Source organism: Paraburkholderia ginsengiterrae (genome assembly GCF_001645125.1).
Lineage (GTDB): Bacteria > Pseudomonadota > Gammaproteobacteria > Burkholderiales > Burkholderiaceae > Paraburkholderia > Paraburkholderia ginsengiterrae.
On sequence record NZ_LXKA01000372.1, the window covers coordinates 1 to 16,276 of the forward strand.

Genomic DNA, 16,276 nt, shown 5'->3' on the forward strand with positions numbered 1-16,276 from the left:
GAGGCACACGTAGTCGGCATCGGTCGCGACCGACGGGTGTGGCGCGCCCTTTGCAGTCTAGTACGGGAGCAGCTGGGTGATGGCGGGCGGGTCAATCACCGCGACCGAGAGGATGTGGGCCCCGAGCTCCGAGACCTTTGCCAGTACGCAGACGCCGATCGCGGCGCCTGTTTCCGCCGCCAGCTGTTTCAGGCGGATCGCCGCGGACAGCCCGGCCGGGCCGCCACCGACGATCACCACGTCGTATTCCATTGACTCGCGTGGACCGTACTGCTCAATGAGACTTGCGGAGTTCATGGGCACACCTCTTCTCTTGTCGTTAGAACTGGGCTTCAGTCAGCGCCAGCAAGCCTTCATTGTTTTTCGCCTCGACGATCGACGCTTCGAGCGCCAGCGCCTGCGGCAGGATCTGCGTCGCAAAGCAATGCGCGGTGGCGACCTTCGCGTCGTAGAACGACGGATCTTCATCACGCTTGCTCGCGGCGACCAGCAGTGCGCGGGCAAACTGCCAGCCGCACAACACGATGCCTGCCAGCTTCAGATACGCAACGCTGCCGGCGAAAATCGCATTCGGGTCGCCCTTCGCGTGTTCGAGCACGAACTCGACCACGTTGGCCAGCGCCGCGCGGCCTGCCGTGAGGTGCCGGTGCAGTGCCTGAAATGCGGCACTGGATTCGAACGACGCGTGCTCCCACAGCGCCTCGATGCTTTCGTCGATCTGGGCGAGCAGCACCTTCGCCACCGCGCCGCCGTCGCGCAAGGTCTTGCGGCCGACAAAATCGTTCGCCTGGATCGCGGTCGTGCCTTCGTAGATCGTCAGGATGCGCGCATCGCGGTAGAACTGCGCGGCGCCGGTTTCCTCAATGAAGCCCATGCCGCCGTGCACCTGCACGCCGAGGCTTGCGACTTCGATCGATAGCTCCGTGCTCCAGCCCTTGACGACCGGCACGAGGTATTCGTAGATCGCCTGATGGTCGGCACGCACCGCTTCATCGGCATGCCGGTGCGCGATATCGCTATGGGCGGCCGCGACGTAGGCGAGCGCGCGGGCGCCTTCCGTCAGCGCGCGCATCGTCGCCAGCATGCGGCGCACGTCGGGATGCTGGATGATCGCCACCGACTGCTTCGCCGAGCCGTCGACCGGGCGGCTCTGCACCCGCTCCTTCGCGTAGGCCACGGCCTTCTGATAGGCACGATCGGCCACCGCGACGCCTTGCATGCCGACCCCGAAGCGGGCCGCATTCATCATGATGAACATGTACTCGAGGCCGCGATTTTCTTCGCCGATCAGATAGCCGGTCGCACCGCCATGGTCGCCGAACTGCAGCACCGCGGTCGGGCTCGCCTTGATGCCGAGCTTGTGTTCGATCGACACGCAATGCACGTCGTTGCGCGCACCGAGGGAGCCGTCTTCATTGACGAGGAACTTCGGCACGATAAAGAGCGAAATGCCCTTCACGCCTTCGGGTGCGTTCGGCGTGCGCGCCAGCACGAGATGGACGATGTTCTCCGCCATGTCGTGTTCGCCCCACGTAATGAAAATCTTCGTGCCGAACACCTTGAACGAACCATCGCCCTGCGGCTCGGCGCGCGTGCGCACCAGCGCCAGATCCGAGCCGGCCTGCGGCTCCGTGAGGTTCATCGTGCCGGTCCAGTCGCCGGAAATCAGCTTGGGCACATAGGTTTGTTTTTGCGCTTCCGTGCCTGCGGTGAGCAACGCTTCGATCGCGCCGTCGGTCAGCAGCGGACACAGCGCGAACGACAGGTTCGAGGCATTCAGCATCTCGATGCACGGCGTGGCGAGCAGTTTCGGCAGACCCTGGCCGCCGTATTCGCCCGGATGCACGACACCTTGCCAGCCGCCTTCGGCGTACTGGCGAAACGCTTCCTTGAAGCCCGGCGTGGCGGTCACCACGCCATCCTTCCAGCTGCTCGGATTGCGGTCGCCTTCGACATTCAGCGGCGCCAGCACCTCTTCGCTGAAGCGTGCCGCTTCGTCGAGCACGGCTTGCGCCGTTTCGGCGTTTGCGTCTTCGAAACCGGGCAGCGACGATACGCGATCCAGACCAGCCAGTTCGTTGATCGCAAAAAGCATGTCTTTGACGGGGGCCGTATAGCTCATTCTGTGTCTTCCAATAAGAGGCAACTCGGATAACGGGAATGCCGCGGCTACGGAGCGTTGCGGGGTCGTGCACGGCATCGATGTGATGCATCGTAGCCGCAATCAGGTCCGCGGCGATTGGCGAAACCTGCCCATCTATTGACAAATCCGGCCACGCGATGAGGGGGACCTGCTACTTGCGCTGCCCACCCTGCCCGACTCCGAGCGCCTCCAGAAGCGGCCGCAACGCATCGAGTTCGGCGCCGAAACCGGCCCAATCGCCCGCCTTCAGCCGCTCGATGGCCCGGTTGTAGTGAGCCAGCGCCTCGCTGGCGCGAGCGTCGGCCGAGCCCTGGACCGACACGGCCCCCGGCGCCGCCGGAGCCGCCTCCTTGAAGAGCGCCGCGAGCGCCTCGCCGAGCGTCTCTTCCATCACGACACGGTCGCCATAGGCGGCGATCACCCGCTTCAGCTCGGGCAGCTGGCCCGACGCCGCGCGCAGGTAAAGCGGCGACACGTAGAGGATCGAATTGCCGATCGGCACGACCAGCAGATGGCCGCGAATGACACGGGAGCCCATCTGATTCCACAGCGAGATCTGCTGCGAGATTTCCGTGTTCTGCTGGATGCGCGCCTCGATCTGGAACGGGCCGTACACCAGCTTGTCCTTCGGAAATGCATAGACAACCAGCTTGCCGTAGTCCGGCGGATCGCAGCGCGCCGCCAGCCACGCGATCATGTTCTCGCGCTGGCTCGGCACCATCGGCAGCATCAGGACGAACTCGGCGCGCGGCTCGCCTGGCAGGCTCATGATCATGTAGTAAGGCGCCATCGGCGCGGCGGCGTTGGCGCCGTCGATCCCGGCCAGTCCGCGCGGAAACTGCCAGAGATCCTCGCGGTTATAGAAGACCTCGGGTGCATCCATATGGTAGGCGCGGTAGAGCTGCGCCTGAATCTGGAACAGATCCTCGGGGTAACGGATATGCTGCCGCAGATCGGGCGGCATCGCGGCCATGGGCTTAAACAAGCCCGGGAAAATGCGCTGGTAGGTTCGCAGAAGCGGATCGGCGGAATCGCTGATGTAAAAGTCCACCGTGCCGTTGTACGCATCCACCACCACCTTGACGGCGTTGCGAATGTAGTTCGCGCCGTCGGCAATACCTGGCTGTGCGTAAGGAAACCAGTGGCTCGTGGTATAGGCGTCCTGCATCCAGAAGAGCCGCCCGCCGCTTACGACGAGATACGGGTCATGGTCGAGCGCGAGGAACGGCGCGATCGTGCGCACGCGGTCCTGAATGTTACGGTGCAGCAGGATCCGGCTTTGGTTCGTTAGATAGCCGCTCAGCAGGATGTTGGGATCGTCGTATTGCCAGGCGAACAGGCTGCGCCGCGCCGTGCCGCCGATCGCCACACCGTCGCGGCCGCTATACGTGGTGTAGACGTTGTTCTTGCCCTGCGGGTAGTCGAATTCGGGCATGCTGCCGTTCACGATGACGTAACCCCGGCCGCCTTCGCCGAAATAGATGCGCGGTTCGCGAATCGGCGGGCCGCCGTTCGCGGTGGGTGGAATATCCTGCAGATAGAAGGACGGTAAGCCTTCGGTGGATTTCTCGGTAACCGGCGACATCACCACCCCGTTGCCGTGGGTGAACAACAGATGCAGATTGACCCACGTCTGGGCGTTGTCCGGCAGCATCGCCGGTTCCAGTTCGCGCGCCGACAGCATCACCTGCCGGTAGCCGGCGTCGAGCCGGTAACGGTCGATATCGACCGCGAAGAATTTGTAGTAAGTCCGGATTTCCTGCAGTTGCGCGTAGGTATCCATCAGCGGCTGCACATCCCACAGGCGGATGTTGTCGATAGTCGCGCGATTGGCCTGCAGCGCGGCCAGATTCAGGCCCTCTTCAGCGGCAAACGGTTTGACCTCGATCCGCGCAAGGCCGTAGGCCTCACGAGTCAACGCGATGTTGTGCGCGATATACGGCGCCTCCAGCTCGAGTTCGCTCGGCTTGACATAGAAGCGCTCGAACAGCGCAGGATAGATCACCGCGAACAGGAACGAGGCGCCGAACACCACAACGGCCGCGGCCATCGGCAGCCGGTAGCTGCGCCAGCGTACATTGGCCAGCAAGGCAATGGATGACGCGGCGGCCAGTCCCGCGAGCATCCACAGCACCGGCAGTTCGACGTGGACATCGGCATAACCGGCGCCGACCACGACGCCGTTGTCGTCGTAAAGCAACAGAAAGCGGTCGAGCCAGTACGACCAGGTCTTCAGCAGAAAGAACAGGCCGAGCAGCGCCGACCCATGAGCGGCGGCCGCGGGCCCGAGACCCCGGTGCGGCCCGTCGAACGCGATGTCGCCGCGCACCGCGTACACCACGCCGGCAATGAGCGTGCTGCAAAACAGCAGTTGCAACAGCCAGTTCTTGAACGCGAGCCAGGCCGGCAACGAAAAGAGATAGAAACCGATATCCCTGCTGAAGACCGGATCGCGCTCCCCATATGGCACCTGGTGAAGGTAGCGAAGCGCGATGTCCCAGTTGGACATCTGGCTAGTGGCGATTATCAGGCCGACGACAACGGCCGCGGCGGCGATACTGGTACGCCAGGGAATACGCGGAGCCATCAGGCCGGCGAGTTCACCCACGATCTCGAGCCTGTCCCGCGATTGCGCGGTGGCCACGTGCAACGGAACGGGCATCCTCGCGTAACGATGCGCGATCAGCCCCGACGCGCCTATCACCGCCGCCGAGACGGCGAAGGCCGCGGCAAACAGCAGCGCCCTCGTGGCGAGAACGGTCCAGAACACGCCGGCATAGCCAATCGAAGCGAACCACAGCCAGTCGACGAGCAGGCCAGTGATACGCCCGGCGACGATCAGCACGGCTATCACGGCCGCGGCCGCGATGGCATAGCCTCTCAGACGCGCGCCGGATCTCGGTGGCGACTGCATCGCCCCTCCTTTGCTGGCCGATGACTTATCCGGGTAGGGTCAGGTCGGGCCAGTCAACCGATTGTAGCCCTCTGCAGCGGTGCTCCGCGATTGTGATGCACCCTGCCGGCGGCTATGCACCGAGTCGGTGCTTTCCCGATGCCCGTTGGCTCCAAACTTTGCTATAAACCTTGCACTTCCGTGGGACGTCTAGTCAGGAAGCCATGGTTTACTGCTCAATACAAACCCGAACATGAGCCTGCCTCATACCCATGTTCAGAAAACATCAGTTCTTCGGTCATCGATGCGAACGGCACAATCGGTAAGCCTTGTTATTCACTGTGGATCAGGACAGTTGGCCAGGTGAGCCAAAGATCTCTTTCCGGGCGGAAACGCGCACGGAACGGAACTGCGACCCAGCCCGACGAGGCACACGGTATTGGCGCTTTCGCACACCACGTTAAGCGAGCCAGTTCGCCGAGCTGCACTTGCCGTCAGTCAACCGAAAGCTTCATATCTATAAAGACATCGAGACAGGAGACATTAGCCATGGAAATCAAAAAGTTGCGTTCCGCGCTCTTCGCCGTTGCGTTGCTCGCGAGCGGTGCGGCGCATGCAACGGGTAACTGGTGCAGCGCGGGCAAACCGGTGCACTTCGCCGGCATCACCTGGGAAAGTGGCTCGTTCACGACCGAAGTTCTCCGGCAGATTCTCGAAAAAGGCTACGGCTGCAAGACCGATCTCGTTCCGGGCAGCACCGCGGCAACCGAAACAGCGCTCGCGCACAACGACGTCCAGATCTGGGCCGAACAGTGGACCGGCCGCAGCGAAATCACCGCCAAGGCCGTCGCGTCCGGCAGCGTCAAGCTCGTCGGCGACACGCTGCCTGGCGGCACCAAGGAAGGCTGGTTCGTCCCCGACTATGTTGTGAAGGGCGATCCCGCACGCGGCATCAAGGCATCGGCGCCGGGCCTCGCATCCGTCAGCGACCTGCCGAAGTACAAGGACGTTTTCGTCGATGACGAAGAACCGAGCAAGGGCCGCTTCCTCAATTGCCCGAGCGGCTGGGATTGCGAACGCGTGAACACGCGTCTGCTGAAGGTGCTCAAGCTCGACGACTCGTACACGAACTTCCGCCCCGGCACGGGCGCGGCGCTCGACGCGGCGATCGCCTCGGCGTACACGCGCGGCAAGCCGATCCTCTTCTACTACTGGGGCCCGGCTGCGCTGATGGCGAAGTACAAGCTCACCGAACTGAAGATGCCGCCGTTCAACGACGCATGCTGGCAGACCCTGCGCAATGAAAGCAGCACGCAGCAATGCGCGTCGTCGTACCTGGTCTCGCACATTACTGTGGGCACCTCGACCCCCTTCTACAACGCCGAGCCGGATCTGATGTCGGTCTTCAACAAGGTCAAGTTCCCGATGGACTTCCTGAACCAGACCATTCTGGACATGAGCGTCAAGAAGCTCGATGCGTCGACCATGGCAACCCAGTTCATGCACTCCCACCCGGAAATGTGGAAGCAATGGGTGCCGGCAGAGGTCGCCGCGAAAATCCAGACGAATCTGGCAAGCCAATAACTCGGGGGTGACCCATGAGCTCGTTTTTTCTGCATCTTTCGATTTCGGACTGGGTGAACGACGTCGTGCAGTTGTTCGTCACCCAGTACGGCGACAGCTTCCACAACTTCAGCACGATGCTGCTGCGCTATTTGCTCGTGCCGCTGGAGACCGCGCTGCGCGCAACGCCGCCGTGGCTGGTCCTGATTGTGGTCGGCGTGATTGCGTGGAATGCGACGCGGCGCCTCGGCGCGGCGGCCTTCTTCGTGCTGCTGCTCTATGCGATTGGCTGCTTCGGCCTGTGGGAAAAGCTGATGCAAACCCTCGCATTGATGCTGGTGGCCTCCGCGTTGTCGGTCATGCTCGGCATTCCGCTGGGTATTCTCACATCGCGTAGCGCGTGGTTGCGCCGGATCCTGTTGCCGGTACTCGACATCATGCAGACATTGCCGAGCTTCGTGTACCTGATCCCCGTGCTGATGCTGTTTGGCCTCGGCAAGGTTCCCGCGATCCTTGCCACCATCATCTACGCCCTGCCGCCGCTGATCCGCCTCACCGATCTGGGCATTCGCCACGTCGACTCCGAAGTGGTCGAAGCGGCGCGGGCGTTCGGCACGACGCGCTGGCAGTTGCTGGTCAATGTGCAGCTGCCGCTGGCGCGGCCCAGCATCATGGCCGGCATCAACCAGACGACCATGATGGCGTTGTCGATGGTCGTGATTGCCTCGATGATCGGCTCGCGCGGCCTCGGTGAAGATGTGCTGGCCGGCATCCAGACGCTCGATGTCGGCAAGGGCACCCAGGCCGGTATCGCGATCGTGATTCTGGCGATCGTGATCGACCGGATCAGCCAGGGCTATGGGCAGGACCGCCGTACCCGCCGCCTGCTGGCAAAGCGCCGCGACCTGAAAGCCGCCCTGAAGGAGCAGGACCGTGACGCGTCGGCCAAGTCGGACAGGAACGAGAGCGCGCTCACCGGCAACGACGGCAGCACGAGCAACCTCGAGACCCGTCCGGCGAAGTAACCTGGAGAGCAGGAGAACACTATGGCTGCAATTGAAGTGAAACATGTTTACAAGCTCTTCGGGCCGGAAGCCGGACATGCTCGCGTGCTCGATCTGCTTCGCAGCGGCAAGGGCAAAGCGGACGTGCTGGCGCAGACCGGCTGCAACGTCGGCCTGAACGACGTGAGCCTGCACATCGGCTCCGGCGAGATCTACGTGATCATGGGCCTGTCGGGCTCGGGCAAGTCGACGCTGGTGCGCCATTTCAACCGTCTGATCGAGCCGACCGCGGGCGAGATCCTGATCGACGGTTCCGATGTCATCAAGCTGAACGCGCATGGCCTGCGCGAACTGCGGCGCTACAAGGTCAGCATGGTGTTCCAGAACTTTGGCCTGCTACCGCATCACACCGTGCTGGACAACACGGCCTACGCATTGCGCACGCGCGGCGAGAGCAAAGCCGAAGCGAATGAGAAAGCGCGCAAATGGCTCAGCACGGTCGGACTCGACGGCTACGGGAATCACTATCCCGACGAGCTGTCGGGCGGCATGCGGCAACGCGTTGGTCTCGCGCGCGCGCTGGCTGCCGACACCGATGTGCTGCTAATGGACGAAGCCTTCTCCGCCCTCGACCCGCTGATCCGCGCGGAAATGCAGGACCAGTTGCTGAAACTGCAAGCGACGCTCAATAAGACGATCGTGTTTATCACGCACGACCTCGACGAGGCGCTGCGCATCGGCAACCGCATTGCCATCCTGCGCGACGGGACACTGGTGCAGGAAGGCACGCCGAACGAAATTCTGACGAAGCCCGCGGACGACTACGTGAGACGCTTTGTCGAACGGCGAGCCGGCGTGCAGTAAATTGTGGGCCCGTTCAGCGTAAACGCGAACGCGAGCGTGTTGCTGAACGAGTTAAAGTCTTGCGCACGCGAAGCTGCGTGCGACCCGGTGCAGCGCGCCGGAAACAACTGTCGGTCGGTGTACCTTCAGTGCTTTGCCGTGTATCAAAACAACTATCTCGCCTTATTCAAACTGGAGACATAATCTCAATGAAAAAGACTGCCATCACTCTTGCGGCATCGTTCGCGATTGCAGCACCGGCGTTCGCGCAAAACAGCGTGACGCTGTACGGTGTGATTGACGAAGGCATCGACTATACGAACAACGTCGGTGGCAAGCATCTCTATGAACTGCAGAGTGGCTATGCTCAGGGCAGCCGCTGGGGCCTGAAGGGCACCGAAGATCTGGGCGGCGGCCTGAAGGCGGTCTTCCAGTTGGAAAACGGCTTCAACGTGAACAACGGCAAGCTTGGCCAGGGTGGCCTGATGTTCGGCCGCCAGGCTTATGTCGGTCTCGCGAACGACGCGTACGGTACCGTCACGTTCGGCCGCCAGTACGACTCGCTCGTCGACTATCTGGCCCAGACCACGGCAAACGGCAATTGGGCCGGCTACCTGTTCGCGCACCCGTATGACAACGACAATACGGACAACTCGTTCCGTGTGAACAACACGGTCAAGTACGCGAGCCCGACCTTCGCCGGCTTCCAGTTCGGCGGCACGTATAGCTTCAGCAACGACACGAACTTCGCGAACAACCGCCAATACAGCGTCGGCGGCCAGTATGCGAACGGCGGCCTGCTGGTTGCGGCCGCTTATTTGCAGGCTAACAACCCGTCGAGCAGCGCGGGTGGCGCAGTCAACAACGGCGGCGACGAAAACTTCCTCGCCAAGCGCCTGCGCGTATTCGGTGCCGGTGTGAACTACACGTTCGGTTCGTCGACGGCAGGTTTCGCCTATACGAACACGAACATCACGCAGCCGCTGTCGACGACCTACATCTCCGGCTCGATTCTGCCGACTACCGGTACGCTGAACGCGCTCAAGTTCCAGAACTTCGAAGTGAACTACAAGTACCAGTTCACCCCGGCCTTGTTCGTAGGCGCGCAATACGTTTATACGCTCGAGCGGTTCGAGGCTTCGTCGGTGCAAAGCCCGAAGATCCACTCGGTTGGCCTGATGGCGGACTACAACCTGTCGAAGCGCACCGACCTCTACCTCCAGGGTGCGTATCAGCACGTGGGTGGCGACAAGACCGGCACCGCACTGGACCTGGCTTATGTCCCGGGTGCGGCGGACGCTTCGTCGTCGCAGAATCAGGTCGTGGTTCGCGCTGCGATCCGTCACAAGTTCTAATGCCGGTGTAAGTGTTGTTGCGGCGGCGCAGCGCGTTGACGCGCGTGCTGCGCCGCAGATCTCCACCCGCGGATCTCCACCCGCGGGCTTTTTTTTGCTTTTTCTTTTTGCTGTATTTTTGTTGTACGTCACGCCCGCTGCGCGTCTCAACCGCCGCGGCGATAAGCCCCTGGCGTGCTGCCGGTCCATTGCCGGAACGCCCGATGAAATGCCGTTGGATCGTCGAAACCGAGATCGCCCGCAATCGCGGCAATCGCGTCCTGCGTGCCGGTGAGCCGCTGGATCGCGATGTCCCGCCGCAACTCGTTCTTGATGCCCTGAAAGGCCGCCCCCTCAGCGGAAAGACGGCGGCACAGCGTTCGCACGGAGCAGTGCAGATCCTGCGCGACTTCTTCGATGGATGGCATGTCGGGCAAACGCGACGCCAGATACTCCCTGATGCGGTGGCTCGTGAGCTGCTCGCTGAATGAGACGAAAATCCAGTCCTCCGGCGCACGCGCGAGAAACGTCCGCAAATTCCCCTTGCGCTGGCGGATCGGCATGTCGAAGTAGGACGTGCTGAAGCGCATCAGCGTCTGTTCGCAATCGAACTGGACGGGACCGGGAAAGAGATACAGATAGTCGAACGCGTGCTTGGGACGCGGAAACGCAAACTGGACTTCCAGCAGCGGTATCTTCTGGCCGATCAGCCACGACGCCACACCGTGAGCCAGTTTCAGCATGAGTTCCTGGCCAAGCACACTGATCTCGACGGCCTCGCTACGCAGTGCGACTTCGGCGACCAGACTGGTGCGGCGCGATTCGAGCCGGAAGTCGTCGAGCACGATGTGAAAGAACTGGCCGAACCGGTGCATTGCCGTTTCGAGGTTGGGTGCGTCCAGCAGGCCCAGACAGAGGTACTTCAGCGTGCCGTTGCGCAATGGCCGGGCAAAGATGCCGGGCATTTCATCGTCGAACTCGATGGCGAGCGCGCGGTATAGCGCGGCAAACTGCGCTTCCGTTACCCGTGCGCCCGACTCGCTGAGCAGCGTGCGCGATATGCTCGCACCTTCGAGATAGCGGTCGACAATGTCGGGTTGTGCTCCAACGCCTTCGAGAAAACCTCGAACGAGGGAAATCGGTACGGTAGCGCCAAGAGATTGCATCAGCGTCGATGGAGTTGCGTCACACAAGGAATGCCGAGCAGGAGCGGGATCGCCCTCTGCGGTCAACCGACATTCTACGCACTATCCTCGCATGCAGACGCTGGAGCCGCCCTCTGTCCACCCGCTATCCGCTTACTGTCCGCCGAACGCCTGCTGGACCGTCAGCTTGTTCGTCACCGACGTGACCCCCGGCACCCCTTTCACGATCGCGGCGACCATATCGACCTGCGCGGCGGCCGCGACTGTTCCGCCTAGTGTGACCGCGCCCTCCTTCGCCGTGACGCTCAGGTTGCCCGCGTCGATCTCCTTGTGCTGGGCGAGTGCCGCATACACCTTCTTGCGCAGCGCGCGATTCGCCTGTCTGGCGGTCTTCGGCGAAACGCTGCCCGACGCCGCGACGGTGGATCCAGGTTGCGCCATGCCCGCGCCGCTCGCCTGCGGCCATGCATTGAGCGACGCCAGCACGGCCAGCGCGCCACAGGCCAGCTTGACTGATGTGATGATCTTCATTGAACTCTCCGGTTTTAATGGGTCAGGCATCAGAAGCTGTGACGAATCCCGATCATCGCCGCCGTGGTCGACACCCCCGGCGCGACAGGCTGGCCATACACGATGGTCTGATTCATGGTGCCCTTGTTGCTCACGTAGCCGACTTGGGCGTACGCCATCGTGCGTTTGCTCAAGTTATATTCGGCGCCCACTGCGACCTCGCTCGAATGATTGGCCGAGTTGTTCCTGTCCTTCAGATAGTAGAAACCGGAGGTGACCTTGAGCGACGGACTGAATGTGTAGCCCAGCCCGGCCGACCACATTTCGAGGCTCACATGGTTGCTGTTCGCGGGGTTCTTGCCGTTCCCGTACGAACCCGATACAGAAAAACCGTGAAACGTATACATTGCGCCCAGGTAGTAGAAGCGATTGTTCGCGAGTCCCGTTGCCGGGGTTGCCGGAGCCGTCGGATAGTTTGCGGGAAACGGATTGGCATCGTGGCCGTTGTAATACACGGCGGACAGATTGAGGCCGTAGTTCGAATACTTCAGCACCGCCGATTCACGCGTGCCACCCTGAGGCTGCCCGGCCACACCACCCGGCGCATATTCGAGTGCGAGCGATGCGCCATAAAATTTCGGCGACTGGTAGACCAGCGCGTTGCTGTCGTACAACGCGCCAATCGAGCCGTTCGTGCTGGTGCCCGGCCAGCCCGCTGCCTGGTTCAGGCCGAGCCACGCGGTCAGAATGCTGCCGAAGTACTGCGCACCGCGCACGTCCGTGTCGTACATCGCGTAGATCATCGGCACGATCTGCCGGCCGGCGTCGAAGGTGCCGAGCGGGCCCGACACGCCCAGCGTGGTTTGCTGGTTAAACATGGCCGCCGCGCCCGGCGTATCGTTCAGCCCCGACTTGCCCGTGCCGCTGTCGAACGAACCCTGCAGCTTGAAGTTGATCCTGTAGCCTCCGCCGATGTCCTCGCTGCCCTTGATGCCCCAGATGCTCGAATAGATGCCGCCGTCCTTGTAGCGGAACACCGACCCGGCATTCGGCGCTTTCGGCGAGAAGGACGCCGCCGACGTGCTTTGATAGAGCAGCCCGGAATCCAGGGTGCCATATAGCACCACCGAGGATTGCGCATGTGCCGCACCGGCGAATGTCACGAGCGCCGCAGCGCAGGCCAACTTCAGTTTCATTTCGTCTCCTTGGGTAGTTTTGTTTGCCGGCCGGGGCCGGCAGGTTTCCCGCTCATATTTGAATGTCAATGAACTGTTCGCTGCAGTTCATTCAGATTAATAGGTAGTAATCCTTATAAATATTCACAAAGAGAATTCTGATTTTCGTACCTGCAAGTTATCCCCGCGCCAGCGTCTTCATGGACGCGGCTCGACCGGCGCCGCTTCGTCGACCATCACCACCAGCCTGCCCTCCACCGCGCGGACCGCAAACTTCGTCAGGCACAATCCGGCCACGCCGGGCATGCAGCCGGTCGTCAGGTCGAAGCGCAAGCCATGTGCCGGGCAGCGGAGAAGGTTGCCATCGAGTTGGCCGCTTGCTAAAGACGCGCCATTGTGCGGACAGGCATTATCAATCGCATGGATCGTCCCTTCGACGTTGAACAGCACAACGCTGCGGCCGCCGACGAAGGCCAGCTTGCGCTCGCCCGGCGCAAGTCCTCCAACGGCCCCTACCGGCATCTCGACTGACATGCGCAATCTCCTTAGAGCAGTTCCCGGATCAGCGTCTCCGCCTGCGGCCACTCGCCATAGCCGGACGCCGGGTTGAGGTGGCCGACTTCGCCCAGATCGACGAAGCGCGCGCCCCACTCCCGTGCCATTTCCTCCGCTCGCTCGAACCGCGCGAGCGGGTCGTTGCGGCTGCCGCCGACAATGCACGGAAACGGCAACGGCTCGCGCGGGCTCGGGAACCAGCCGTTCTGCGCCAACGCCTCCTGGGTCGGATATCCCGCCGGCAGCGGTTGCTCGAAATCCGGCGGCGCGGCCAGCAGCGCGCCGTGAATCTTGCGCGCGTGCCGTTGCGCCCAATGCACGGTGATCATCACTCCGGCGCTGTGTGCCACCAGGATCACCGGACCCTCAATCGCGGCGAGCGCGTGATCGAGCGCCGCAACGCGCGCCGCGAGGCTCAGCTTGTCGTGTTCGAGCGGCGGCACGGACGCGGCATTCGGCAGCCGTGCTTCCAGCAGTGTTTGCCAGTGCTCGGGCACGTGGTCGCGCAAGCCCGGCACCATCAGAATGGTGGGTGTCATATCTAAACGTGAGAAGTGAGAGAAGCGGGATTGTTCGTCTGCGTCAGAACGGCTTGCTGCCGACGATCCCTGCCCGTTCCATCTTCCGGTGGCATGGCGGGTAGTCCATGACCGCATAGTGCTGGGTCGCGGTGTTGTCCCAGATCGCCACGCTGTTCTTCTGCCAGCGCCAGCGCACCTGGTACTCGGGGATATAGGCCTGGCTGATCAGATAGCGCAGAAGATCGGCCGCGCCGGGGTTGCCGTCCTGACCGAAGCGCACGCGCGCGGGCGTGTGATAGTTGGTGAAGTGCGTCGTAAAGCCGTTGACGTACAGCACTTTTTCGCCAGTGTCCGGGTGCGTGCGCACGACCGGGTGCTCGGCATCGGGAAACTGGGCCTTGAGCGCGAGACGTTTCTCGATCGGCATCGCCGCGCCGAAGCTCGCTTCGATGCTGTGGCGCGCGCGCAGATCGGCGATCTGGCTCTTGACGTGTTCGGGCAGATTCTCGTAGGCCAGCACCATGTTGGCCCACATCGTGTCGCCACCGACCGGCGGGCATTCGACACAGCGCAGCACCGCGCCGAACTGCGGCGCTTCGCGCCACGTCGCGTCGGAGTGCCAGGCGTTTTCATAGCGGTCGTTCGGCTGTTCCGGGGTCTTGTAGATGCGCACGAGGCCGGGATGTTCCGGATCGCTGCCCGCAACCGGGTGATCTTCCAGGTCGCCAAAGCGGCGAGCGAACGCGACGTGCTCCGCCCGGCTGAATTCCTGATTGCGCAGAAACAGCACGCGGTATTTCAGCAGCGCCGCCCGGATCTCCGCAAAGATGCCTTCGTCGTGAATCGCATCGGCAAGGTCGACGCCGACGAGTTCGGCGCCGATCGAGTAAGTCAATTGTTCGACACGCATGGCTTTTCCTTCAGATGACGAAGACCGACGAGCCGGTCGTCTTGCGCGATTCGAGATCCCGGTGGGCCTGCGCGGCATCCTCGAGCGCATAGCGCTGGTTGATCTCGATGCTGATTCGCCCCGCGCCGACGTGGTCGAACAGTTCGGCCGCGAGTTCGGCCTTCTCGGCCGGATCGCTGATGTAGTCGGCGAGCGCCGGGCGAGTCATGTAAAGCGAACCCTTCATGGCGAGCAGCTGCGGATTGAACGGCGGAATCGGACCCGACGCCGTGCCGACGCAGACCATCAGGCCACGCCGTTTGAGCGAGTCCAGCGACGCTTCAAAGGTATCCTTGCCGACACTGTCGAACACCACGTTCACGCCGGCGCCGTCTGTCAGTTCACGCACCCGCTTCGCGACGTCTTCACGGCTGTAGTCGATCGTGTGGTCGCAACCGTGCGCGCGCGCCACTGCGGCTTTCGCTTCGCTCGACACGGTGCCGATCACCGTGAGGCCGAGCAGCTTCGCCCACTGCGAGACGATCAGCCCGACACCACCGGCGGCTGCGTGCAACAGCACCGTGTCGCCGGACTTGAAGGCGTAAATGCGGCGCAGCAGATACGACGAGGTCAAGCCGCGCATCGTCATCGCCGCAGCCGTCTCGCACGAGATCGACGCCGGCAGCTTGATCAACGGAGCGGCCGGGATCAGCCGCTCCGTGCTGTACGCCCCGAGCGTGTTCAGAAAGCCGGTGTAGGTCACGCGATCGCCCACCGCCACGTTGGTCACATCCGGGCCCACGGCCTCGACCACACCCGCGGCTTCGACGCCCATACCCGCAGGCAGCGGCACGGGATACAGGCCCGAGCGGAAATAGGTATCCGCGAAATTCAGGCCAACGGCCTCGTGACGCAGACGGACCTGCCCGGCGGTGGGCTCCCCGACTTCAACGTCCTCATAGCACAGGACTTCGGGACCACCTGTTGTATGGAAGCGGACAGCTTTCGCCACGTCAATTCTCCTGTCAGTTACTCAAGTTACTCAATTCAGAAACGTATCGATCAGTCTGCGTTGCGCGAGCGGATCAACCGGATCAACAACAACGCGGAAAACCAGTTGCACTTATCCCTGCGCGCGTGACGGTCCGCCTCATGGCGCGGCCTGTTCGCGCAGCGCGGCGAGGCGCGCCAGATCCTTTGCATAATTGCGCCGGCCGATCACGAAGGCGAGCGCAGCGACGAGCGGCGCAAGCGGCACGATCTGCAGCGCACCGAGCAGTCCGATGCGGTCCGCGATCATACCGGTGACGATCGCGCCCGGGGCCAGGCCCAGCAGGTTGTTCGCGAGCGTCAGGGTGGCGAATGCCGAAGCATGGATGGACGACGGTGTGAGGTTCGCGACCATGGCGCCGGAGGGTCCGCATGCGCCTGCGCTGACGAACATGCCCGCGCCGATCAGCAGCAATTGCAACGGCCCCGCATGCAGTTGGAACGCCGTGCCGAGCAGCGCGAAGGACAACAGGCAGAACGCAATCGCGGTGGTCCATTTTCTGGCCGGCGCATGCTTGTTGAGCCGGTCGGTCAGCATCCCGCAGGCAACCATGCCGAGCCCCGTGACCAGCACGAAGCCCGCCGCGCCCACGGCGGCCAGGCCGGCCGGCAGCGCGTAATAGCGGTTCAGGAAGCTCGGCATCCACGCCC

Annotated in this window: 14 protein-coding genes and 1 pseudogene; 4 read left to right on the forward strand and 11 right to left on the reverse strand. The window is 62.7% G+C overall.

Annotated features, from left to right (window positions below; genetic code table 11):
- Positions 1-63: 63 nt before the first annotated feature.
- The 3 genes and pseudogenes from A6V37_RS35750 to A6V37_RS35760 form a co-directional block, all read right to left on the reverse strand.
- Positions 64-297, reverse strand: a pseudogene (locus tag A6V37_RS35750) (FAD-dependent oxidoreductase); the annotation flags it as partial.
- 22 nt (positions 298-319) lie between these two features.
- Positions 320-2,122, reverse strand: a complete 1,803-nt coding sequence (locus tag A6V37_RS35755) for an acyl-CoA dehydrogenase (RefSeq protein WP_064286863.1) — start codon at positions 2,120-2,122, stop codon at positions 320-322.
- Between the two features lie 172 nt (positions 2,123-2,294).
- Positions 2,295-5,057: a UPF0182 family membrane protein gene (locus A6V37_RS35760; RefSeq protein ID WP_064264995.1), complete on the reverse strand. Its 2,763-nt coding sequence runs from the start codon at positions 5,055-5,057 to the stop codon at positions 2,295-2,297.
- A 528-nt stretch (positions 5,058-5,585) separates the two neighbouring features.
- Here A6V37_RS35760 and A6V37_RS35765 point away from each other — a divergent pair.
- The 4 genes from A6V37_RS35765 to A6V37_RS35780 all read left to right on the forward strand — a co-directional run bounded on the left by A6V37_RS35765 (position 5,586) and on the right by A6V37_RS35780 (position 9,801).
- Positions 5,586-6,620, forward strand: coding sequence for an ABC transporter substrate-binding protein (locus tag A6V37_RS35765; RefSeq protein WP_064286864.1), 1,035 nt, complete (start codon positions 5,586-5,588; stop codon positions 6,618-6,620).
- A 14-nt stretch (positions 6,621-6,634) separates the two neighbouring features.
- Positions 6,635-7,624: an ABC transporter permease gene (locus tag A6V37_RS35770; RefSeq protein WP_064264997.1), complete on the forward strand. Its 990-nt coding sequence runs from the start codon at positions 6,635-6,637 to the stop codon at positions 7,622-7,624.
- A 21-nt stretch (positions 7,625-7,645) separates the two neighbouring features.
- Positions 7,646-8,467, forward strand: coding sequence for a quaternary amine ABC transporter ATP-binding protein (locus A6V37_RS35775; RefSeq protein ID WP_064264998.1), 822 nt, complete (start codon positions 7,646-7,648; stop codon positions 8,465-8,467).
- Between the two features lie 188 nt (positions 8,468-8,655).
- Complete coding sequence (locus tag A6V37_RS35780) at positions 8,656-9,801, forward strand: porin (protein WP_064286865.1); 1,146 nt, start codon at positions 8,656-8,658, stop codon at positions 9,799-9,801.
- Between the two features lie 146 nt (positions 9,802-9,947).
- Here the strand turns inward: A6V37_RS35780 and A6V37_RS35785 are convergent, their stop codons facing one another.
- The 8 genes from A6V37_RS35785 to A6V37_RS41615 all read right to left on the reverse strand — a co-directional run.
- Positions 9,948-10,946 carry an AraC family transcriptional regulator gene (locus A6V37_RS35785; protein ID WP_064265000.1) on the reverse strand — a complete coding sequence of 333 codons (999 nt, stop codon included), beginning with the start codon at positions 10,944-10,946 and terminating at the stop codon, positions 9,948-9,950.
- A gap of 132 nt (positions 10,947-11,078) precedes the next feature.
- Positions 11,079-11,456 carry a BON domain-containing protein gene (locus A6V37_RS35790; protein ID WP_064265001.1) on the reverse strand — a complete coding sequence of 126 codons (378 nt, stop codon included), beginning with the start codon at positions 11,454-11,456 and terminating at the stop codon, positions 11,079-11,081.
- A gap of 29 nt (positions 11,457-11,485) precedes the next feature.
- Positions 11,486-12,631: a porin gene (locus A6V37_RS35795; protein ID WP_064265002.1), complete on the reverse strand. Its 1,146-nt coding sequence runs from the start codon at positions 12,629-12,631 to the stop codon at positions 11,486-11,488.
- Between the two features lie 177 nt (positions 12,632-12,808).
- Positions 12,809-13,144 (reverse strand): Rieske (2Fe-2S) protein, encoded by a 336-nt coding sequence (locus A6V37_RS35800; RefSeq protein ID WP_064265003.1) that lies wholly within the window; start codon positions 13,142-13,144, stop codon positions 12,809-12,811.
- A gap of 11 nt (positions 13,145-13,155) precedes the next feature.
- Complete coding sequence (locus A6V37_RS35805; protein WP_064265004.1) at positions 13,156-13,704, reverse strand: RBBP9/YdeN family alpha/beta hydrolase; 549 nt, start codon at positions 13,702-13,704, stop codon at positions 13,156-13,158.
- A 43-nt stretch (positions 13,705-13,747) separates the two neighbouring features.
- Entirely contained in the window at positions 13,748-14,596 is an 849-nt protein-coding gene (locus tag A6V37_RS35810; protein ID WP_064286866.1) for a TauD/TfdA dioxygenase family protein, read from the reverse strand.
- Positions 14,597-14,606: 10 nt separating this feature from the next.
- Positions 14,607-15,587 (reverse strand): quinone oxidoreductase family protein, encoded by a 981-nt coding sequence (locus tag A6V37_RS35815; protein WP_064265006.1) that lies wholly within the window; start codon positions 15,585-15,587, stop codon positions 14,607-14,609.
- Between the two features lie 138 nt (positions 15,588-15,725).
- The coding region (locus A6V37_RS41615; RefSeq protein WP_167361457.1) for an MFS transporter at positions 15,726-16,276 on the reverse strand (551 nt) is incomplete at its 5' end.

What these genes read in the sequence shown, in the direction of transcription:
- A6V37_RS35755 (WP_064286863.1), bottom strand. Translation starts at nt 2,122, where the DNA reads ATGAGCTATACGGCCCCCGTCAAAGACATGCTTTTTGCGATCAACGAA.
- A6V37_RS35760 (WP_064264995.1), bottom strand. Translation starts at nt 5,057, where the DNA reads ATGCAGTCGCCACCGAGATCCGGCGCGCGTCTGAGAGGCTATGCCATC.
- A6V37_RS35765 (WP_064286864.1), top strand. Translation starts at nt 5,586, where the DNA reads ATGGAAATCAAAAAGTTGCGTTCCGCGCTCTTCGCCGTTGCGTTGCTC.
- A6V37_RS35770 (WP_064264997.1), top strand. Translation starts at nt 6,635, where the DNA reads ATGAGCTCGTTTTTTCTGCATCTTTCGATTTCGGACTGGGTGAACGAC.
- A6V37_RS35775 (WP_064264998.1), top strand. Translation starts at nt 7,646, where the DNA reads ATGGCTGCAATTGAAGTGAAACATGTTTACAAGCTCTTCGGGCCGGAA.
- A6V37_RS35780 (WP_064286865.1), top strand. Translation starts at nt 8,656, where the DNA reads ATGAAAAAGACTGCCATCACTCTTGCGGCATCGTTCGCGATTGCAGCA.
- A6V37_RS35785 (WP_064265000.1), bottom strand. Translation starts at nt 10,946, where the DNA reads ATGCAATCTCTTGGCGCTACCGTACCGATTTCCCTCGTTCGAGGTTTT.
- A6V37_RS35790 (WP_064265001.1), bottom strand. Translation starts at nt 11,456, where the DNA reads ATGAAGATCATCACATCAGTCAAGCTGGCCTGTGGCGCGCTGGCCGTG.
- A6V37_RS35795 (WP_064265002.1), bottom strand. Translation starts at nt 12,631, where the DNA reads ATGAAACTGAAGTTGGCCTGCGCTGCGGCGCTCGTGACATTCGCCGGT.
- A6V37_RS35800 (WP_064265003.1), bottom strand. Translation starts at nt 13,144, where the DNA reads ATGTCAGTCGAGATGCCGGTAGGGGCCGTTGGAGGACTTGCGCCGGGC.
- A6V37_RS35805 (WP_064265004.1), bottom strand. Translation starts at nt 13,704, where the DNA reads ATGACACCCACCATTCTGATGGTGCCGGGCTTGCGCGACCACGTGCCC.
- A6V37_RS35810 (WP_064286866.1), bottom strand. Translation starts at nt 14,596, where the DNA reads ATGCGTGTCGAACAATTGACTTACTCGATCGGCGCCGAACTCGTCGGC.